The sequence below is a fragment of the Kineosporia sp. A_224 genome, assembly GCF_002198655.1.
In the GTDB taxonomy this organism is placed as follows: domain Bacteria; phylum Actinomycetota; class Actinomycetes; order Actinomycetales; family Kineosporiaceae; genus R-H-3.
Genome location: NZ_MWLN01000232.1, coordinates 23,816 through 43,138, shown reverse-complemented (window position 1 = coordinate 43,138; position 19,323 = coordinate 23,816). Strand labels below are relative to the sequence as shown.

Sequence of the window (19,323 nt, the reverse complement as noted above, 5' to 3'; positions counted from 1 at the left end):
CCCGCCGCACGTCGTCCACCACCCCGCGCCGGGGACGACGCACGAGGTGACGAACCAGCCGCCCCCGCTCGAGGGCTACGACGTCTACGAGGCCGACCGGGTGCTCGTCGAGGCCGTCGAGCGGGAGGGCGCCGGCTGGGCCGGGGCGGACCTGCACCGGCTCGGCCGCCGGGCCGGCAGTGCCGAGGCGGTCGCGCTCGGGTTCGCCGCCGACGTCCACCGGCCCGCGCTGCGCACCCACGACCGCTACGGCCACCGGGTCGACGAGGTCGACTTCCACCCGAGCTACCACGAGCTCCTCGGCACGAGCGTCCGGCACGGCCTGCACGCGGCGCCGTGGGCGGACCCGCGGCCGGGCTCGCACGTCGCCCGGGCGGCCGGCTTCGTCGTCTGGAGCCAGGTGGACGCGGGCACCGGCTGCCCGGCGTCCATGACCTATGCCTCGCTACCGGTGCTCCGGGCGGCCCCCGGGCTCTTCGCCGGGTGGGGCCCGCGGCTCGTCTCGCGGCACTACTCCCCGGCGCTGGTCCCGGTGGCCGACAAGGGCGGGGCCCTGGCCGGGATGGCGATGACCGAGAAGCAGGGCGGCTCGGACGTCCGGGCCGGGACGACCCGCGCCGGCCGCACCCCGGCCGCCGACCACGACGGCGCCGAGGCGTACCGGCTCACCGGCCACAAGTGGTTCTGCTCGGCCCCGATGTCGGACGCCTTCCTCGTGCTCGCCCAGGCGCCCGAGGGGCTCACGTGCTTCCTCCTGCCGCGGGTGCTCCCCGACGGCACGCGCAACGCCGTCCGGCTGCAGCGGCTCAAGGACAAGCTCGGCAACCGGTCGAACGCCTCGGCCGAGATCGAGCTCGTCGACGCCGTCGCCTGGCGTGTCGGGGAGGAGGGGCGCGGCGTCCGGACCATCGTCGAGATGGTCGCGCTGACCCGGCTCGACTGCGTGCTCGGGACGGCGGCCCTCATGCGGCAGGCCGTCGCCCAGGCGACCCACCACGCCGCGCACCGCTCCGCGTTCGGCCGCCGGCTCGCGGACGCCCCGCTCATGCAGGCCGTGCTCGCCGACCTCGCGGTCGAGTCCGAGGCGGCGACGGTCCTCGCGCTGCGCCTGGCCGGTGCCGTCGACCGCACCGAGCGCGACCCCGACGACCACGAGCAGGCGCTGCGCCGGATCGGCACCGCGGCCGCCAAGTACTACGTCTGCAAGCGCGGCTGCGCGGTGACCGCCGAGGCGCTGGAGTGCCTGGGCGGCAACGGGTACGTCGAGGAGTCGGTGATGCCCCGGCTGTACCGCGAGGCCCCGGTGAACTCGGTCTGGGAGGGGTCGGGCAACGTCAACGCGCTCGACGTGCTCCGCGCGCTCGCCCGCACGCCGGCCGTCGCCGACGCGGTGCTGCGCGAGATCGACCTCGCGGCGGGCGCCGACACCCGCCTCGACGCCGCCGCGGCGTCGCTGCGTCGCGACCTCGGTGCGCTCCTGGCGTCGCCGGACGCCGTGACGTCGTCCGCCGTCGAGCGCGGTGCCCGCCGCCTCGTCGAGCGCACCGCGCTCGCCCTGCAGGGCAGCCTGCTCGTGCGGCACTCCCCCGCCGCGGTCGCGGACGCGTTCTGCGGCAGCCGCTTCGGCGCCGGCGGCCTCACCTTCGGCACGCAGCCGGACGGCGTGGACCTCGCCGCGGTCGTCGCCCGCCACACGCCCGCGCTGCCCTGACGCCGGCGGGCCGCCGCGCCCGCCGGCGCCGGTCCGACGTTGCGCCGGTCAGACGCTGCGCCGCACCGGCGGCAGGACGCCGCCGTGCCGCGCCCGCAGGACGGTGGCGAGGTCCGCGCGCAGCGCCTCGAGCCGGCGGGCCCCGATCTCCTGCGCCCATCCGGCCTCGAGGTCCGCGTAGATCGACTCGACGTCCTCGAGCAGCGCCGCGCCGTGCGCCGTGAGGTGCAGCAGCACGACCCGGCCGTCGTCCGCGGACGGCTCGCGCCGCAGGAAGCCCTCCGCGACGAGCCGGTCGGCGAGCTTCGTCGCCGCCTGCCGGGACGTCCCGGTGAGCGCCGCGACGTCCACCGCGGAGGTCGGCCCCTGGCGGGCGGCGAGCAGGACGTACCCGTCGCCGGGGCGGACCTGCGGCCAGCCGGCGCCGGCGAGCCGGTCGTGCAGCCCGGTGAGCAGGTCGTCCAGGCCGATCGCCAGCAGCCGGGCCAGCGGCACCGGTCCGGCAGGCGCGTCCGCAGGCGTCACTGCGCCCACGGCGGGGTGAACGGCTCGCCGCCGGGCAGCACGGCCCGGCCACCGACCGGCATGCAGCACAGCGCGCGCAGCGGCTCGTCGCCGGACGCCGTGAGCGCGAACGGCACACCGGGCGGAACGACGATCGCGTCGCCCCGGCCGGCTTCGAGGCGCCGGCCGTCGAGCAGCACGTCCGCCCGGCCGGCGAGCACGACGAAGACCTCCTCGCGGGTCAGCGTGTGCGGCTGCGCGTCGGTGCCGGGCTCGATCTCGACCTGCCAGACGCTCGTCTCGCTGCTGCCCCGGCTGGGGGACGCGAGGGCGGTGAAGGCAGCACCCGGGAGGTGATGGGTGGCTGCGGGGGGTGCGGTGATGACGGGCACGGTGGGCTCCTTCCACGAGCGGTCCCGCGGGCGCGGGCACCCGACGACCGGGGGCGCTCCCTCTGCGGGACAACGGGTCCAGCGTCCGACCCGACGCACAGATTGTCAACCTGGTTGACGATTTCTCTTCCGGGGCCCGGCGGTGCGAGCATGGCCACCGTGACCCCGCCGGCCTCCAGCCCCGCCCCGTCCGACCCGCGCGACCCGCTGGGCCTGGCCGCCGACGCACCGCTGCTCGACGGTTGGCTGCGCTTCGACGACCAGGTGCGGGCGGGCACGGTGACGCCGTTCACCATCCCCGGGCACAAGCAGCGCACCCACCTCGTCGGGGACGTCGTCCGCGGGGACGTCCCGCTCTTCGCCGGGGTCGACACGATGAAGCAGGCCGGCGGGCTGCTCGCCGAGGCGGAGCGCCGGGCGGCGGTGCTGTGGGGCGTCGACTGGTGCCGGATCTCGGTCGGGGGCGCGACGCACGGCAACCAGGCGGTGGCCCTCGCGCTCGGCCGGCCGGGGCAGGAGGTCGTCGTCTCCCGGACCCTGCACCGCTCGCTCCTGCTCGGGATGGTGCTCGCCGGACTGCGGCCGGTGTGGGTGCGGCCCGCGATGGACGCCGCGACCGGGCTGCCGGCGGCCGTCCCGGTCGACGCGGTGCGGGCCGCGCTCGCCGCCCACCCGGGCGCCTGCGCCGTCGTCCTCGGCGACCCGTCCTACGTCGGCACGGTCGGGGACGTCGCCGGCCACGCCGCCGTCGCGCACGCGGCGGGCGTCCCGCTCGTCGTCGACGCCGCGTGGGCCGCGCACTTCGGCTTCTCCCCCGCGACGCCGCGGCACGCCCTCGCCGACGGCGCGGACGCCGTCGTCACGAGCGCGCACAAGACGCTCCCGGCCTGGAGCCAGGCCGCGTTCGTGCTCGCCAGGACGACCCGCGCCGGTGGCCTGCTCGACCCCGACCGGCTCGAGCGCGGCTTCGAGGCGACGCACACGACGAGCCCCGCGGGCGCCGTCCTCGCGAGCGCCGACGCCTCCCGCGCCCTGCTCGAGCGGCACGGCGCCGGCCTCGTCGAGCGGCTCGTCGCGCTGGTCCGGGGCGCCCGCGACCGGCTCGCCGCGGTCCCCGGGCTCGCTGTCCTCGACGACCGCCCGGACGACCACCCGGACGGGCCGCTGCGCGTCGACCCGGCCAAGCTCGTCGTCCTGCTGGCCGGCACGGGCGCCCACGGGCACGCCGTCGAGGCCGACCTGCTCGCGGCCGGCATCACGCTCGAGATGGCCGACCGCGACGTCCTCGTGCCGATGGTCACCCTCTCGGACGACGCCACGACCGTCGGGCGGCTCGTCGACGCCCTCGTCGAGGCGGTCGGGCGGCGCCGCGGCGCGCCGCGGACGGTCACCCCGTCGCCTGCCTGGACCGTGGCGCCCGCGACCGCGACCGACCCCCGGACCGCGTTCTTCGCGCGCCACGAGACGGTGCCCGCCGACGCCGCGGTCGGCCGCGTGAGCGCCGAGCTCGTCGCGCCGTACCCACCGGGCGTCCCCGTGCTCGCCCCGGGCGAGACGGTCACCGCGCCGGCCCTCGACGCACTGCGGGCGACCCTCGCCGACGGCGGCCGGATCGCCTACGCGGCGGATCCGACGCTCGCGACCCTTCAGGTCGTCGAGCGGTCCGCCGACACACCGACGATCAGCGGTTGAAGTAGTTGAACGGTTGACAGCCGGCCCGAGGGGCCTGAGGGTGTGACCAGCGTCCGCAGAGCGGTCAAATGTCCGCTCTGCGTCGCGCAGCTCGCAGACGCAACGACGCATCGACACGAGGGCGGATCCCATGACCGAGGCCACCACGAACGGCGCGACGACGACAGGAGCGGGTGCCGACCTCGACACCGACGTCCTCGTCGTCGGGTCCGGGCCCGCCGGGGCCTCGATGGCCCTGCTCCTCGCGACCTACGGCGTCCGGGTCCGGATGATCACCAAGTACGGCCGGCTCGCCGACACCCCCCGCGCGCACATCACGAACCAGCGCACCGTCGAGGTCTTCCGCGACCTCGGCATCGAGGAGCGCCTCATGCGCGAGGCGACGCCGTGGGACCTCATGAGCAACACGACGTTCTGCACGAGCCTGGCCGGCGAGGAGCTCGGCCGGGTGCCGTCGTGGGGCACCGACCCGCGCCGGCACGCCGACTACGTCCTCCAGAGCCCGTGCTCGATGGTCGACGCGCCGCAGACCATCGTCGAGCCGATCCTCGTCGGGCAGGCCCAGGCCCGCGGCGCGAAGGTCCGCTTCGACAGCGAGTACGTCAGCCACACCCAGGACGCGGACGGCGTGACGACCCTCGTCCGGGACCGGCTCACCGGCGCGGAGCACACCGTGCGCTCGGCGTACCTCGTCGGCGCGGACGGCGCGCGCAGCAAGGTCGCCGAGGACCTCGGCCTGCCGTTCGAGGGGCCGGGCGCCGTCGCGGGCGCGCTCGGGATCATCTTCGAGGCGGACCTGTCGCGCTTCGTCGCGCACCGCCCGTCGGTCCTCTACTGGATGCTCCAGCCCGGTGCCGAGCGCGAGGGTGTCGGGCTCGGCGTCCTGCGGATGATCAAGCCGTGGACCGAGTGGATGCTCATGTGGGGCTACGAGGTCGCCGCCGGGCCGCCCGAGCTCACCGACGAGCTCATCCGCTCGCTCGCCGTGGCGCTCGTCGGCACCGACGACTTCGAGATGCACGTGACGTCGCGCTCCCCCTGGACGATCAACCACCACTTCGCGACGACGGTCGCCAAGGGCCGGGTGTTCTGCGCCGGGGACGCCGTCCACCGGCACCCGCCGACGAACGGCCTCGGCTCGAACACGTCGATCCAGGACTCCTACAACCTCGCGTGGAAGCTCGCGCACGTCGTCAAGGGCCTGGCGGCGCCGGCCCTGCTCGAGACGTACGACGCCGAGCGGGCGCCGATCGCCCGTCAGATCGTCGAGCGGGCCAACCTGAGCATCGCCGAGACCGGCAAGATCCTCGAGGCGCTCGACCTCACCGACACCTCGGACCCGGCCAGGCTCGAGGAGCGGCTCGCCGCCCGGCGGGCCCCCGGCCCGGACGGCGCCCGCACCCGGGCGGCGATGCGGGAGGCGATCGCCGCCAAGTCCTTCGAGTTCAACGCCCACGGCGTCGAGCACAACCAGCGGTACGCGTCCGCGGCGGTCGTCCCGGACGGCACGCCGATGCCGGAGCCGACCCGCGACCCGGTGCTCTACGCGCAGCCGACGACGTGGCCCGGCGCGAAGCTGCCGCACACCTGGGTGACCGTCGACGGCGTCCGGACGTCGACACTCGACCTCGGCGGCAAGGGCCGGTTCACCGTCCTCACCGGGATCGGCGGCGACGCCTGGGCGGACGCCGCGCAGCGCCTCGCCGCCGAGCTCGGGCTCGACCTCCCCGTCGTCGCCATCGGGCCCGGGCAGCCGGTGGACGACCCGTACGGCACGTGGGCGGACCTGCGGGAGATCGACGACGACGGCGTGCTGCTCGTCCGGCCGGACCTCTACGTCGCGTTCCGGGCGCAGTCGTGCCCGGACGCCGGCGCTGCGTACGACGCCCTCGGCGGCGCGCTGCGGGCCGTCCTCGGGCGGTCGTAGGGGCCGGGCTACGATCCCGCCCGTGACGCGATGGGCACAGGTGGCGGGCGGCGGCGCCGACGGGTCGGACGGCGCCCGCTACCAGGAGCGGTTCGACGCGATGGCGGCCGCCGGGCAGCACGTGCACGGCGAGGCCGACCGCTGCGGCACGCTCGTGCCGCCCGGGTCCCGGGTGCTCGACGCGGGCTGCGGCACCGGCCGGGTGGCCGTCGAGCTCGGCCGGCGCGGGTACGCGGTCGTCGGGGTGGACGTCGACGCCGGGATGCTCGCGCACGCCCGGGACGCCGCCCCGCACCTGCCGTGGGTGCGCGCCGACCTCGCGGACCTCGACGCCGCGGTGCTCGACGCCGCCGGCCACGGGCCGGGCGACGGGTTCGACCTCGTCGTCGCCGCGGGCAACGTCGTCCCGCTCGTCGCCCACGGCACCGAGGCGCAGGTCGTCGCGCGGCTCGCGGCGCTGCTGCGCCCCGGTGCCCCGCTGCTCGCGGGCTTCGGGCTGGACGCCGCCCACCTGCCGCTCGACGCCGCCCCGTTCGGGCTCACGGAGTACGACACGTGGTGCGCCGCAGCGGGTCTCGTGCTCGCCGAGCGGTACGCCACCTGGGACGGCGCCCCGTACGCGGGCGGCGGCTACGCGGTGAGCGTCCACCGCCGCCGGTGATCAGAGCCGGGCGCCGGTGATCAGAGCCGGCCGCCGGTGATCAGAGCCGGCCGCCGCCGTTGCCCTCCGACAGCCGGTTCGCGAGGTAGACCGGGATCACCGACGCCACGACGAGGGCCGCCGCGACGACGTTGACGACGGGCGCCTGGTTCGGCCGGAAGAGGTTCGCGAAGATCCAGATCGGCAGGGTCTGCAGGCCCGCGCTGATGGTGAACTGCGTGACGACGATCTCGTCGAAGCTCAGCGCGAACGCGAGCAGGCCACCGGCGAGCAGCGCCCCGCGCAGCTGCGGGAACGTCACGTGGAGGAACGTCTGCAGCGTGCTCGCACCGAGGTCGGCGGAGGCCTCCTCGAGCGTCGTCCCGGTGCGCCGCAAGCGCGCGAGCACGTTGTTGTAGACGACGACGATGCAGAAGGTCGCGTGGCCGACGACCACCGTGAGGAAGCCCAGCGCGACGCCGCCGGCGCTGAACGCCGAGTTCAGCGCGATCCCGGTGACGATGCCGGGCAGCGCGATCGGCAGGACGACGAGGAAGCTCACCGTCTCCCGGCCGAACCAGCGGTACCGCGCCACCGCGAACGCGGCCATCGACCCGAGCACGAGCGCCAGGGCCGTCGCGGCCAGGGCGATCTCGACGCTCGTGAGGAGCGCCTCCCGGGCGCCGGGGTTGGACGCCGCGCGCGACCACCACTGCGTCGTGAAGCCGGACGGCGGCCAGCCGAACGTCTTGCTCGGGTTGAAGGAGTTCACGAGGACGACGAGCAGCGGCACGTAGATCACCGCGAGGCCGCCGAAGGTGGCCAGCCGCAGCAGGAGCCGGGCGCGGGCGGACAGGGTCATCGCGGGCTCCTCCCGGGTCGGCTCACGGGCTGTGTCACGGGCTGCGTCTCGGGCTGCGTCACAGGTTGTCCAGGGCACCCGTACGGCGCACGAGCGCGAGGTAGAGCAGGATCGCGACGACGGGGAAGACCGCGGCCGCCGCGGCGAACGGGAGGTTCCCCGCGACACCGATGTTGTCGTAGATGACGTTCGCGAACATCTGTGTGCTGCCGCCGACGATCTTCACGGCGATGTAGTCGCCGAGGGTCAGCGAGAACGTGAAGATCGAGCCGGCGACGATCGACGGGAAGAGCAGCGGCAGGACGACGGTCCGGAACGTGCGCCCCGCCGTCCCGCCGAGGTCGCCGGACGCCTCGAGGAGCGAGTCGGGGATCCGCTCGAGACCGGCGAACACGGGCAGGATCATGTACGGCAGCCACAGGTAGCCGAGCGTGATCGCGGTCGCGGCGACGCCGAAGCCCGGGCCGCGGCCGCCGACCGGCCCGAGCGCCCAGTTCACGACGCCGTCCTCGGCGAGCATCGTGCGCCACGCGTACGCCTTGACGAGGTAGCTCGCCCACAGCGGGGTGAGCACGAGCGCGACGAGCACCTTGCGGGTGCGGGGCGAGGCCACCTTGGCCATGTAGAACGCCATCGGCAGCGCGACGAGCGTGTCGACGACGGTCACCGCGGCGGCGATGCCGAGCGTGCGCAGGGCGACCCGCCGGTAGACGTCCTCGGTGAGCAGCTCGGTGAAGTTCTGCAAGGACGGCGTCCGGTCGAGCACCGCCACGAAGCCGCCCGTGTCGAGCCGCCAGAACGCGGTCACGAACATCACGGCGAGCGACCCGAGGTACGCGACGACGAGCCAGAGCATCGGGGCGGACAGCAGCCCCGCCAGCCGGAGCCGGGGGTGGCGGTGGAGGAACGAGGACGCGCGCACGGCCGCGGAGGGCCTGCCGGGCAGGCCCTCCGCGGTCGGCGTGGAGGTGGTCACGGTCGTGCGACGCCCTTCGGGACGGTGCTTCTCGGTCGGACGGCGGTCAGCCCTTGATGTCGGTCCAGGCCTTGGTCCACTCCGAGTAGTCCTTGCAGACGTTGCCCCGCTCGTCACCGCAGCCGGCGAGCGGCGTCGTCCAGTAGGCGATCTTCTCGGCGTACGCCGAGTCGGTCGCGTGGTACGTCTCGCAGTGCTTCTTGTCCGTCGTGAGGTCGCACGCCTTGACGTTGGCCGGCGCCTCGCCGAACCACTCGGCGACCTGGGCCTGCGCCTGCGGGCCGGCGATCCAGTCGAGCCACTTGTACATGCAGTTCGGGTTCTGCGCCTTGCTGGCGACCATCCAGGTGTCCGACCAGCCGGTCGCACCCTCGGTCGGCAGGACGGTGCCGATGTCGACCTTCTTGCCGGCGGTCACGAGGTTCGCGATGACCTGCCACGACGTCGTGAGCGCGGTGTTGCCGGACTCGATCGAGGCGGTCGCCTTGGTGTAGTCCGACCAGTACTCGCCGACGACGCCGCGCTGCTGCTTGAGCAGGGCGACCGCGGCGTCGAACTGGGCCTGGTCGAGCTCGTACGGGTTGGTGATCTTCAGGTCCGGCTTGGTCGCCTTGAGGTACAGCGCCGCGTCGGCGATGTAGATCGGCGAGTCGTAGGCCGAGATCTTGCCCTTGTACGGCGAGGCGGGGTCGAAGACGGCACCCCACGACGTCGGGGCCGGGTCGACGACCTTCTTGTTGTACAGCAGCACGTTGGCGCCCCAGCCGTGCGGGATGCCGTACATCTGCCCGCCGACCGAGTTCCACGCCTTGTCCTTGAGGAACGGCGCGATGTCGGCGTAGCTCGGGACGAGCGAGGTGTTCACCGGCGCGACGTCACCGCCGTAGATGAGCCGCAGGGTCGCGTCGCCGGACGCCGAGACGCCGTCGTACTGCCCGGTCTTCATGAGCGTGACCATCTCGTCGGACGTGTTGCCGATCTTGACGTTCACCTGGCAGCCGGAGGCCTTCTCGAACGGCGTCACCCAGTCGACGGACTTGTCCGTCGTGCCGTCCTCGGCGTAGCCGGCCCACGCGATGAGGTTGAGCTTGCCCTCGCCCGCGCCGACGGCGTCCGCCATCGGCACGGCCGGCGGTTTGGCCGCCTCGGCCGCGCTCGAGGCACCGCCCGTCGCGCTGCCGCCGGTCGCGCCGCCGCTGCTCGACCCGCCGCACGCGGCGAGCACGAGCGTCACGGCGCCGATGGCCGCCGTCGTGAGGATCTGTCGTCGTCCTCGCATGGTCACTCCCTGGGTCACGTCCCCACCTGGCCTGGTGGGACATCCGGTCGGTCTCGGTGCTGGGTCTCGGTGCTGGGTCTCGGTGGTCGGTCTCGATGGGTCGGTGCGGCTCAGCCGTCGTCGTCCGGCAGCCGGGACGCGTGCTCGCGGGACCACGCGAGCCGCACCCGCGCACCGCGCAGGCCCTCGGTGTCCAGCGAGGACGTCCGCTGGTTCTGACGCTGGACGACGAGCGAGTCACCCGCGTCGAGCCGGGCGACGATGCGGGTCGTGGCGCCCGCGTAGACGACCTCCTCGACGACGGCCGGCGCGACGGTCTCGCCCGTCACAGGGTCCTCGCCGTCCGCGAGCAGCCGGATCTTCTCGGGCCGGACGCTGAACAGCCCGGCCTCCCCGAGGAGCGCCTCGGAAGCCTTGGCGTGCAACAGGTTAGAGGTGCCGACGAAGCCGGCGACGAACGTCGTCCGCGGGTGCTCGTAGATCTCGGCCGGGCTCCCGACCTGGTCGACCCGGCCGCGGTTGAAGACCACGATCCGGTCCGACATGGTGAGCGCCTCCTCCTGGTCGTGGGTCACGAAGACGAACGTGATCCCGACCTCGCGCTGGATCTGCTTGAGCTCGACCTGCATCTGCTCGCGGAGCTTGAGGTCGAGGGCACCGAGCGGCTCGTCGAGGAGCAGCACCGACGGCCGGTTCACCAGGGCGCGGGCGAGCGCGACCCGCTGGCGCTGGCCGCCGGAGAGCTGCCCGGGGGCGCGCTTCTCCATGCCCTCGAGCCGGACGCCGGCCAGCGCCTCGAGCGCGCGCTCACGACGCTGCACGCGGGGCACCTTCTTGACCCGCAGGCCGTACTCGACGTTCTGGAGCACCGTCATGTGCGGGAAGAGCGCGTAGTCCTGGAAGACGGTGTTGACGTCGCGCTCGAACGGCGCGGTCCGCGTGACGTCCGCCCCGCGGAGCAGGACCTGGCCGCCGCTCGGCGTCTCGAAGCCCGCGATCATCCGCAGCACCGTCGTCTTGCCCGACCCGGACGGCCCGAGCAGCGTGACGAACTCGCCCTCGGCGATGTCGAGGTCCACGCCGTCGACCGCGACGACCCGGGCGCCGCCGCCGACCCCGGGGAACTCCTTGCGCAGGCCGCGCAGGCTGACGACCGGCGTGGTCGCACCGGCGGGTTGGCTCACGCAGGTCTCCTCGGGCACGGGCGGACCCGCCGGGCACGCAGGGCCGACGGGGGCCGGACGTCTCCGGCAGACTCGCAAGATACGGCCCGCACCGACGGATCCGCCGCACGAGGTCGGTCACGGTTGCGTTACGAGATGTCCACAGGGCTATCGGCGACGAAATCCGCAGGCGATCTCGACGGCGATCGACGGAACTCACCGCGAACCCGTGTCGCGACCGCCCCCGCCTGGTGCACACTGGCCCCATGACGACGCAGCGTTCGCTGTTTACGTGGTGGCCGGGCTCCTAGGGCGGTCACCACCTCGTCGCATCCTTGCGGCCGCCCGGTTCCGGGCGGCCGTCCGTCGTCTCTCCCCCGAGTGACGCAGCGCGGACGACGCCCGACCGGCGGCCCGTCCCCTGTCACCCGAGACCACACCGGAGAGACCCGTGACCGTCACCGCGTCCACGCCCGCCGCCGTCCCCGCGACCTCCCGGGTGCGTTCGCGCAGGGCCTGCGGATCGTGGTCGACGGTCATCGCGTGCAGNGCCCCTGCGGGCGCCGGCCCCGCCGTCCCGACCACGACGAGGATCGTCACCGGCCTCAAGCCGACCGGCCGGCTGACCATCGGCAACTACCTCGGGGCGGTCCGCCCGACGCTGGACCTCGCCGCCGACCCCGCGCACGAGACGCTCGTCTTCGTCGCCGACCTGCACGCGATGACCGTCGACCACGATCCGCAGGCCCTGCGCGAACGCACCCGGGAGGTCGCGGCGACGGTGCTCGCGTGCGGCCTGCACCCGCGCGCGACGCTCTTCGCCCAGTCGGCCGTCGGCGCGCACACCGAGCTCGCGTACCTGCTCGAGTGCACGGCGGCGTACGGCGAGATGACCCGGATGATCCAGTTCAAGGAGAAGAGCGCCGGTCACCGGTCGGTGCGCCTGTCGCTGCTCACCTACCCGGCGCTCATGGCCGCGGACGTGCTGCTCTACCGCGCCGACGCCGTCCCGGTCGGGGACGACCAGCGCCAGCACATGGAGCTCACCCGGAGCCTGGCGCAGCGTTTCAACGCCCGGTACGGGCCGGTCTTCGTCGTCCCGGAGTCGCTCACCCCGGCCTCGGCGGCGCGGGTCCGGGACCTGCGCGACCCGGCGTCCAAGATGGGCAAGTCGTCGGTCTCGACAGAGGGCACCGTGCACGTCCTCGACGACCCGGTGCGGATCGCGGCCACGGTCCGCCGGGCGGTCACCGACCTCGACCCGGTGCTGTCCTACGACCCGGACCTGCGGCCCGGTGTCGCGAACCTCGCCGAGCTGCTCGGGTCGCTCACCGGCCGGACGCCGCAGGCGGCCCTCGTCGGGCTGCGCGGCGGCGGCGGGCTCAAGGCCGCGGTCACCGAGGCGCTCGTCGAGACCCTGCGACCGGTCCGGGCCCGGTACGGCGACCTCACCGCCGACCCGGCGACGCTCGACGCCGCCCTCGCGACCGGGGCGCAGCGGGCGGCGGCGCTGGCGGCACCGACCCTGGCCGCGGCCCGGACCGCGATCGGGCTGGCCGGCTGACATGGCTGACCTGGCTGCCGGCTGCTCGGCGCCGGTGGGCCGGTCAGCCGACGGGCGCGGGGACCCGCGGCCGCGGCAGCCAGGCCTGCCGTTCGTCGAGGTGCACGGCGACCGTGCCGACCGTGACCATCGCGACGACCGCCGTGACGCTGACGACCGCGGCGGCCTGGGCCACCGCGCCGTAGGTCGTCGCCGCGGTGCCGCTCGCCGCGAGCGCGGCGAGGCCGGTGCCGACGGCGACCCAGAACGCGAGGCCCGCGGCGAGGGTCAGCGACCACACCGCCCCGATGGCGACGACAACGCCGCGGGGGCGGCGACCCTGGGCATCCATGTGCCACCTGTCTCTCGTCATGTCCGCGACGGTAGGTCGGGGCACCCTCGCCCCTCGTCCGTCGCAGGTCCGGTCCACGTCGCCACCGCGTACGACCACGGGCCGACGGCCCGCCCGCCGCGGTGGCTACGTCGAGCACGATCCCGGCTCACGGTGAACAACGAGCGGGCGGGCGGCTTCGTGCTGTCGACAGGCTGTGGAACCCCCGGCCGTAGACTCCTGCCCCGTGCGGATCCTCCAGGTCGTCGGCGGGCTCGACGTCGGCGGGGTCCAGCGCAGCGTCGCCCTGCTCGCGGTCGGCCTCCAGAAGGCGGGTCACGAGGTGACCGTGGTCAACCTCGCGACGCGCGACGTCAACGCCGAGCCGCTCGAGGCGGCCGGCATCCCCGTCGTCCACCTCGGTCTGCGCACCGCCCCCACCCCGGGTGCCCTGCTCGCGACCCTGCGCGGGCTGGGCCGGCTGTGGCGGATCGTCCTGCGCGGCCGGTGGGACGTCGTCCAGACGCACCTGTTCAAGACCGCGGTCGTCACGACCCCGGTGGCCCGGCTGACCCGGGCCCGGGTCGTCGGCACGGTGCACGGCCTCGACCCGTCGGGCCTGCAGCGCCGGCTCGCCGGGCTGCCCGCCCGGCTCCAGCACCGCGTCGTCGCCGTCTCGACGCCGCTCGCGGACGACGTGGCGCGGGTGACCTCGATCCCCCGGCGGCTGCTCGACGTCGTCCCCGACGGCGTCGACGACCCGGGCCGGGCGCTGGCACCGGACGCGGCGCGCGCCGCCGCCGGCCTGCCGGCCGGCACCCTCGTCGGCTGCGTCGGGCGGCTGTGGGAGCGCAAGGGCCAGCGTGAGCTCGTCGCGGCCTGGCGGGACGTCGTCGCCCGCTGCCCCGACGCCCGCCTCGTGCTCGTCGGCGACGGGCCGCTGCGCACCGAGCTCGAGACCGCCGCGGCCGACCCGGCGCTCGCCGGGACCGTGCTGCTCACCGGCAGCCGGGACGACGTCGGCACGATCCTCGACGGCCTCGACCTCGTCGTCGTCCCCTCCCACCACGAGGGCTTCAGCCTCGCGACGGTCGAGGCGATGCTCCACGGGCTCCCCGTCGTCGCGACCGCGGCCGGCGGCCCGCGCGAGCTCGTCGACGACGGCGCGACCGGGCTGCTCGTCCCGCCGCGGGACGTCGCGGCGCTCGCCGCCGCGGTGGTCCGGCTCGTCGAGGACCCCGGCCTGCGCGCCCGCTTCGGTGCGGCCGGGCTCGCCAAGGCCCGCGAGCGCTACACGGTCGAGGCGATGACCCGCGGCTACGTCGAGCTCTTCACCCGGCTCGGCGCGGGCCGCCGCTGAGCGCAGGTCGCCCGGCCCGGGCGACCTGCCGGCGCGTCAGCGCAGCCGCGACGACAGGACGATCGAGGCCAGGTGCCCGGTGACGGTGACGAGCGCCGCGGGCACGAGGAGGACGACGAGCCACCGCGTCCCGTCGAGGCCGCCCGTCGCGAGGTCGACGAGGGCTGCCACGAGCACGAGCAGGGTGAGCTCGATCGCGACGAACGCCCGGTTGAACGGCAGCGAGTGCGCCGCGCGGCGCAGCGTCGCGACGAGGCCGGCGCGCGGTGCCGTCGTCGCGGCGTCGTCGCTGACGAGCGGCCGCTTCGCGAAGGCCCGGGCGACGTGGACGAGGTCGGTCTCGGCCTTGATGAGCAGGACGAGGACGGCGAGGAGCGCGCCGACCGTCGTCCAGCCGCCGATCGAGCCGAGGCCGCCGTCCGCCCGGACGCCCAGCGCGATCGGCAGCGCCGCCTCGGTCGTGTAGTGCGCGATCCGGTCCAGGTACACCCCGGCCGGCGAGAACTGCTGCCGCCAGCGGGCGACCTCGCCGTCGCTGCAGTCGAGCAGGATCTGCAGCTGCACCCCGAGCACCGCGAGGACGGCGCCCCAGGGGCCGCCGAGCAGCAGGCAGGCGGCGCCGGCGAGCCCGACGACGACCATGAGCCACGTGACGCCGTTCGCCGAGATGTTCGTCGGCAGCAGCAGCCGCGTGACGTGGATCGAGCCACGGCGCAGGTAGAGCGGCCCCGCCCAGTGCTCGGCGTTGCGCCGGCCGAGGGTCTCGGGCGGCTGGCACACGGCCCGCAGCGTCGCCATGTCCGGGTGGTTGTCCGTCGGGTCGTGGACCAGGTCGTGCGTCGTCACTGCTCCTCCTCCATCGACGGGCGGGCCCGCAGCCAGCGCATCCAGGCGTCGAGGCTCTCGCCGCCGAAGAGCAGGGCGAGCACGACGGTGAGGACGGCGACGACGCCCGTCAGCGCCGTCCCGCCGCCCGTCGCGGCGAGGGCGACGACCGCAGCACGGCCGTACGGCCCGAGCGCGACGACGCGGACGATGCGCGGGGCGCCCGGGACCCGGTACTTCTCCCGGTACACCTCGTCGTAGCCGTGGTACGCCACGACCGCGAGCAGGCAGTAGCCGAGCCAGAGCCGGTCGTCGGCGCGCCACAGGAAGGCCCCGGCGACGACGGCGGCCTCGAGCACCCAGCCGAGTGCGGGGACGAGCCACGAGACCTGCCCGGCCGCGGTGCCGGCGAAGGCCCGCGAGCGCAGCACCCGGCCGCCGGTCGTCCAGACGGCGCTGACGACCGCGGCAGCGAGGTAGGCGGCGAGCGCCGCGGTCTGGCCGGCCAGGACGACGACGGTCCCGAGGAGGATCCAGCGCTCCCCGACGCCGAACTGCAGCACCCGCCGCACCCAGACCACGGGGGTCTCCCGCTCGACGTGCACCGCGGGGGCGAGGCCGGGCGCGGGCGGCGGTGCCGCGGCCTTGAGCCGCTCCATGAACTGGTGGTCCGCGACGTGCCGGTAGGTGAGCACGAGGACGCCGCCGAGGGCGAGCAGCCAGCCCGTGCGGCCGCCCGCGGCGACAGCGAGTGCCGCGAGCGTGGCGTACTCCTTGACCCGGTCGCTCACACCGTCGAGCCAGGCGCCGAGCGGGGTGAAGCGCCGCGCGTAGCGGGCGATCTCGCCGTCCACGCAGTCGATGACGAGGCTGAGCTGGAGCAGCACCGCGCCCAGGACCCGGGGCAGCACGGCCGGCGAGGTGAGCAGGCCGGCGGCGAGCAGCCCGACGACGAGCGAGACGGAGGTGACGAGGTTCGGCGACATGCCCAGGCGCAGCGCGACCGGGGTGAGCCGGCGGGACAGCCGGCGCACGACGAACGTCGAGTAGAGCCCGTCGGCCGGGCGGGCCGCGCCGTCGAGGCGGGCCGTGTGCTCGCTCGTCGCGGCGAGGACGTCGAACGCGGCGTCCCGGTCCTCGGGCGCCCAGCCGGGCCGGCGGGCCACGAGCAGCCCGGGGGTCACACGGACGACGGGCGTCCCGGCGGCGGTCAGCGCGCCGAGGACGGCGTCCAGGCCGTCGGGCGCGGGGGTGCCGGCCGGGCCTGGGCCGGGCAGGTGCTCGGCCGCCGCGACCGCGGCGGCCGGGTCGAGCCGCAGCGCCCCCAGCCGGCCGTCGTCCAGGACGAGCGCCGCCACGGCCCGGCGCGGGTCGTCGAACGTGTCGCCGAGCAGGCTCGGGTGGACGACGAGGTCGGCGGCGACGAGAGCGGCGGGCTCGCCCGAGGCGGACGCCGCGCGCAGCGAGGTGCGCAGCGCGTCGAGGTCGGTCGCGGACTCGACGGTGCCGACCGGGACGCGCGCGCCGCGGGCCTGGTCGGCGAGGGCCTGGCTCCCGCCGTCGCCCGCTCCCACGACGACGAGGCGGGTCACTTCCCGGAGGCCTTGTCGCTGTCCTTCACGTACGCCTGGAACGACTCCTCGATGCCCCCGTCGGCGACGACCTCGCCCTTGCGCAGGTAGATGCCGCGGGTGCAGAACCGTTTGAGGTCCTTCTCGCTGTGGGAGACGAACAGCAGCGTGCGGCCCTCCCCGATGAGCTGCTCCATGCGCTTGTAGCACTTCTCCCGGAACGCGCGGTCGCCGACGGCGAGCACCTCGTCGACGAGGATGACCGGCTCGTCGAGCGTCGTGACGACGGCGAAGCCGAGCCGCACCTGCATCCCGGAGGAGTAGTGCCGGAACGGGGTGTCGAGCCGGTCGCGGACCTCGGCGAAGTCGACGATCTCGTCGAAGCGCTCCTCGACCTGCTCCCGGGACAGCCCGTGCAGACCGGCGGTGAGGTAGATGTTGTCGCGTGCGGTGAGGTCGCCGAGGAAGCCGCCGGTGAGCTCGATGAGAGGCGCGACGCCCCGGCGCACGGTGACGCTGCCGGTGTCGGGGAGCATGACGCCGGCGACGAGGCGCAGCAGCGTGCTCTTGCCGCAGCCGTTCGCGCCGATGAGGCCGACGCCCTCGCCCGCCGTGACGTCGAAGGAGACGTCCTTGAGTGCCCAGAAGGTCCCGGCGGGGGACGACGACTTGCCCGTGAAGAGCATCTCCCGCACCGAGAGCCGGCGCTTGCGGTTCTGCTGGAACTCGATGCCGAGGTTGCGGACCTCGATGACGGGGGCGCCGGTCGTGCCGTCGGCCGTCTGCGTCGTGCTGGGCATGGCCATCGTCAGAGCTCCTTGAGCACGGCGGGTTCGAGCCGGCGGAACAGCGAGGAGCCGAGCACGAAGAGCGCGACGGTGACGACCGCGCTGATCGCGGGGACGTGCCAGCCCGCCGTCCCGTCGAAGGCCGAGGCGCCGCTGGGGGTCCGCAGGTCGACGCAGCGCCGGTAGAGGTCGACGATCCCGGTCATGGGGTTGAGCGCCATGACGTACTTGAGGGCCGGGTGCTGGTTCAGGGCGTCGACGCTGTAGACGATCGGCGTCACGTAGAACGCGACGCGCAGCAGGATCCGGACGACGCGCTGCATGTCCGTCACGAGCACGGTGACGGCCGCGAGCGCCAGGCCCACCCCGGTGATGAGGACGGTCTGCAGGAGCATGGCGGCCGGCAGCGCCCAGAGGATGTCCCAGCGCGGCGGGACGCCGTACCGGATCATGAACAGGACGATGACCGGGATCGACAGGAGGAACTCGACGCCCTTCGCGAACACGATCTTGAGGACCCAGATCTCGCGCGGCAGGTTGGTCGACCGGACGAGCTTGGACTCCTGCTGGAGCGCCCTCGTGGTGTCCATGACCCCGCCGTTGAACCACTGCCAGGTGAGGACGCCCACGACGAGGAAGAGGATGTACGGGTCCAGGCCCTTGCGGTGCCCCTGGAAGATGAAGCCGAAGACGAACCAGTAGACCAGCGCCATCATCAGCGGGTCGAGGATCGTCCACACGTAGCCCAGGGCGGACGACGAGTAACGGACCTTGAGGTCGCGGACGACGAGGAGCCGGAGGATGGACCGTCGTTCCACGAGCTCCCGGGCGCGGTCAAGCATGAGCATCGAGGAAGCGTCCTGATCTGTCTGGCCGAGCGGCGTCCACGCAGGGCACGGGACGGGCCGATGCTAGCATCGGCCCTCCTCGCGGCCCCGCCCACCCGGCGTGCCGCGGCCGTCCGACGGCCGGGACGGCAGCCTCTTCCGGGCGCCGCACGGGCACCCGGATCGACCGGATCGGAGCCGTCCCGTGGCAGCAGCACTGCAGGCCGTCATCCTCGCCGCAGGGCTCGGGACGCGCCTCGGCCGCCCCCTCCCGAAACCGCTCACCCGGCTCGAGGACGGGCGCACGATCATGGGGCAGCAGCTCGACAACCTGCGCTCGGCGTTCGGCGAGGAGCACCGGGTGCTCGTCGTCGTCGGCTTCAAGTACGAGGTCGTCATGGAGACCTTCCCCGACGTGACGTTCGCCTACAACGAGAGCTACGACCAGACGAACACCAACCGCAGCCTGCTCAAGGCGCTGCGGCTCACGCAGCCCGGCCAGGGCGTGCTGTGGATGAACGGCGACGTCGTCTTCGACCCGGCGATCCTCGACGCGCTCCGCCCGGCCGTCGCGGCCGACCGGACGGCGGTCTGCGTGAACACCGCGACGACCGCCGACGAGGAGGTCAAGTACACGGTCGACGACCGGGGCCTCGTCGCGGAGCTGTCGAAGACGGTCCGCGGCCGGGCGCTCGGCGAGGCGATCGGGATCAACTACGTCGCCGGCCGGGACAAGGCGACGCTCGTGCGGCACCTGGCCGCCTGCGACGAGCAGGACTACTTCGAGCGCGGGCTGGAGACGGCGATCGCGGTCGACGGCCTCGAGGTCTCGCCGGTGGACATCACCGCGCACTTCGCCGTCGAGGTGGACTTCCCGGACGACCTCGAGCGGGCCAACGCCCGCGGCTGACCGTCGTCCGGCCCTGCCGTGC

General features: G+C 74.6%; 18 protein-coding genes. 7 read left to right on the top strand and 11 right to left on the bottom strand.

Annotated features, from left to right (window positions below):
• Window positions 1-46 precede the first annotated feature (46 nt).
• Window positions 47-1,711 carry an acyl-CoA dehydrogenase family protein gene (locus tag EDJALFJO_RS31590; RefSeq protein WP_088290592.1) on the top strand — a complete coding sequence of 555 codons (1,665 nt, stop codon included), beginning with the start codon at window positions 47-49 and terminating at the stop codon, window positions 1,709-1,711.
• A 48-nt stretch (window positions 1,712-1,759) separates the two neighbouring features.
• On the opposite strand, the gene EDJALFJO_RS31585 is transcribed toward EDJALFJO_RS31590, so the two are convergent.
• Together EDJALFJO_RS31585 and EDJALFJO_RS31580 are read right to left on the bottom strand one after the other, a co-directional pair.
• A complete protein-coding gene (locus tag EDJALFJO_RS31585) occupies window positions 1,760-2,236 on the bottom strand; it encodes a MarR family winged helix-turn-helix transcriptional regulator (protein WP_158220643.1) in 477 nt (158 codons plus the stop codon).
• On the bottom strand, window positions 2,233-2,607 hold the full coding sequence (locus EDJALFJO_RS31580) for a cupin domain-containing protein (protein ID WP_088290590.1): 375 nt from the start codon (window positions 2,605-2,607) through the stop codon (window positions 2,233-2,235). The genes EDJALFJO_RS31585 and EDJALFJO_RS31580 overlap by 4 nt, the downstream gene beginning before the upstream one ends.
• 150 nt (window positions 2,608-2,757) lie before the next feature.
• On the opposite strand from EDJALFJO_RS31580, the gene EDJALFJO_RS31575 reads away from it, so the two are divergent.
• From EDJALFJO_RS31575 to EDJALFJO_RS31565, 3 genes are all read left to right on the top strand, one after another.
• Window positions 2,758-4,299 (top strand): aminotransferase class I/II-fold pyridoxal phosphate-dependent enzyme, encoded by a 1,542-nt coding sequence (locus EDJALFJO_RS31575; RefSeq protein ID WP_088290589.1) that lies wholly within the window; start codon window positions 2,758-2,760, stop codon window positions 4,297-4,299.
• A 130-nt stretch (window positions 4,300-4,429) separates the two neighbouring features.
• Complete coding sequence (locus tag EDJALFJO_RS31570) at window positions 4,430-6,226, top strand: FAD-dependent monooxygenase (protein WP_088290588.1); 1,797 nt, start codon at window positions 4,430-4,432, stop codon at window positions 6,224-6,226.
• 22 nt (window positions 6,227-6,248) lie between these two features.
• Window positions 6,249-6,887, top strand: a complete 639-nt coding sequence (locus tag EDJALFJO_RS31565; RefSeq protein WP_233150149.1) for a bifunctional 2-polyprenyl-6-hydroxyphenol methylase/3-demethylubiquinol 3-O-methyltransferase UbiG — start codon at window positions 6,249-6,251, stop codon at window positions 6,885-6,887.
• Between the two features lie 40 nt (window positions 6,888-6,927).
• Here EDJALFJO_RS31565 and EDJALFJO_RS31560 read toward each other — a convergent pair whose 3' ends face one another.
• The 4 genes from EDJALFJO_RS31560 to EDJALFJO_RS31545 all read right to left on the bottom strand — a co-directional run bounded on the left by EDJALFJO_RS31560 (window position 6,928) and on the right by EDJALFJO_RS31545 (window position 11,167).
• Entirely contained in the window at window positions 6,928-7,728 is an 801-nt protein-coding gene (locus tag EDJALFJO_RS31560; RefSeq protein ID WP_088290587.1) for an ABC transporter permease, read from the bottom strand.
• A gap of 58 nt (window positions 7,729-7,786) precedes the next feature.
• Window positions 7,787-8,704, bottom strand: coding sequence for an ABC transporter permease (locus tag EDJALFJO_RS31555; RefSeq protein ID WP_198950828.1), 918 nt, complete (start codon window positions 8,702-8,704; stop codon window positions 7,787-7,789).
• A gap of 46 nt (window positions 8,705-8,750) precedes the next feature.
• Window positions 8,751-9,983, bottom strand: a complete 1,233-nt coding sequence (locus EDJALFJO_RS31550) for an extracellular solute-binding protein (RefSeq protein ID WP_088290602.1) — start codon at window positions 9,981-9,983, stop codon at window positions 8,751-8,753.
• A 110-nt stretch (window positions 9,984-10,093) separates the two neighbouring features.
• Complete coding sequence (locus EDJALFJO_RS31545; protein WP_088290586.1) at window positions 10,094-11,167, bottom strand: ABC transporter ATP-binding protein; 1,074 nt, start codon at window positions 11,165-11,167, stop codon at window positions 10,094-10,096.
• Between the two features lie 571 nt (window positions 11,168-11,738).
• Between EDJALFJO_RS31545 and trpS the strand changes: the two genes are divergently transcribed.
• Entirely contained in the window at window positions 11,739-12,710 is a 972-nt protein-coding gene (gene trpS, locus EDJALFJO_RS31540; protein ID WP_143448902.1) for a tryptophan--tRNA ligase, read from the top strand.
• A 43-nt stretch (window positions 12,711-12,753) separates the two neighbouring features.
• Here the strand turns inward: trpS and EDJALFJO_RS31535 are convergent, their stop codons facing one another.
• Window positions 12,754-13,062, bottom strand: a complete 309-nt coding sequence (locus EDJALFJO_RS31535) for a hypothetical protein (RefSeq protein WP_143448901.1) — start codon at window positions 13,060-13,062, stop codon at window positions 12,754-12,756.
• 205 nt (window positions 13,063-13,267) lie between these two features.
• Here EDJALFJO_RS31535 and EDJALFJO_RS31530 point away from each other — a divergent pair, with 205 nt between their 5' ends.
• On the top strand, window positions 13,268-14,380 hold the full coding sequence (locus EDJALFJO_RS31530) for a glycosyltransferase family 4 protein (RefSeq protein ID WP_158220642.1): 1,113 nt from the start codon (window positions 13,268-13,270) through the stop codon (window positions 14,378-14,380).
• Between the two features lie 36 nt (window positions 14,381-14,416).
• On the opposite strand, the gene EDJALFJO_RS31525 is transcribed toward EDJALFJO_RS31530, so the two are convergent.
• The 4 genes from EDJALFJO_RS31525 to EDJALFJO_RS31510 are packed head-to-tail and all read right to left on the bottom strand — an operon-like array spanning window position 14,417 to window position 18,412.
• Window positions 14,417-15,226 (bottom strand): CDP-alcohol phosphatidyltransferase family protein, encoded by an 810-nt coding sequence (locus EDJALFJO_RS31525; protein ID WP_198950827.1) that lies wholly within the window; start codon window positions 15,224-15,226, stop codon window positions 14,417-14,419.
• Window positions 15,223-16,797, bottom strand: a complete 1,575-nt coding sequence (locus EDJALFJO_RS31520) for a CDP-alcohol phosphatidyltransferase family protein (protein WP_088290583.1) — start codon at window positions 16,795-16,797, stop codon at window positions 15,223-15,225. The genes EDJALFJO_RS31525 and EDJALFJO_RS31520 overlap by 4 nt, the downstream gene beginning before the upstream one ends.
• Entirely contained in the window at window positions 16,794-17,576 is a 783-nt protein-coding gene (locus EDJALFJO_RS31515; protein WP_088290599.1) for an ABC transporter ATP-binding protein, read from the bottom strand. Before EDJALFJO_RS31515 ends, EDJALFJO_RS31520 begins: the two co-directional genes overlap by 4 nt.
• 8 nt (window positions 17,577-17,584) lie before the next feature.
• The gene (locus EDJALFJO_RS31510; RefSeq protein ID WP_088290582.1) at window positions 17,585-18,412 is read right to left on the bottom strand and encodes an ABC transporter permease; all 828 of its coding nucleotides are present in this window, start codon (window positions 18,410-18,412) and stop codon (window positions 17,585-17,587) included.
• 184 nt (window positions 18,413-18,596) lie between these two features.
• On the opposite strand from EDJALFJO_RS31510, the gene EDJALFJO_RS31505 reads away from it, so the two are divergent.
• Entirely contained in the window at window positions 18,597-19,301 is a 705-nt protein-coding gene (locus EDJALFJO_RS31505; protein ID WP_198950825.1) for an NTP transferase domain-containing protein, read from the top strand.
• Window positions 19,302-19,323: the final 22 nt, after the last annotated feature.

Coding starts and splice junctions, on each gene's coding strand:
- EDJALFJO_RS31570 (WP_088290588.1), top strand. CDS start 4,430: ATGACCGAGGCCACCACGAACGGCGCGACGACGACAGGAGCGGGTGCC.
- EDJALFJO_RS31510 (WP_088290582.1), bottom strand. CDS start 18,412: ATGCTCATGCTTGACCGCGCCCGGGAGCTCGTGGAACGACGGTCCATC.
- EDJALFJO_RS31550 (WP_088290602.1), bottom strand. CDS start 9,983: ATGCGAGGACGACGACAGATCCTCACGACGGCGGCCATCGGCGCCGTG.
- EDJALFJO_RS31575 (WP_088290589.1), top strand. CDS start 2,758: ATGGCCACCGTGACCCCGCCGGCCTCCAGCCCCGCCCCGTCCGACCCG.
- EDJALFJO_RS31535 (WP_143448901.1), bottom strand. CDS start 13,062: ATGACGAGAGACAGGTGGCACATGGATGCCCAGGGTCGCCGCCCCCGC.
- EDJALFJO_RS31515 (WP_088290599.1), bottom strand. CDS start 17,576: ATGCCCAGCACGACGCAGACGGCCGACGGCACGACCGGCGCCCCCGTC.
- EDJALFJO_RS31560 (WP_088290587.1), bottom strand. CDS start 7,728: ATGACCCTGTCCGCCCGCGCCCGGCTCCTGCTGCGGCTGGCCACCTTC.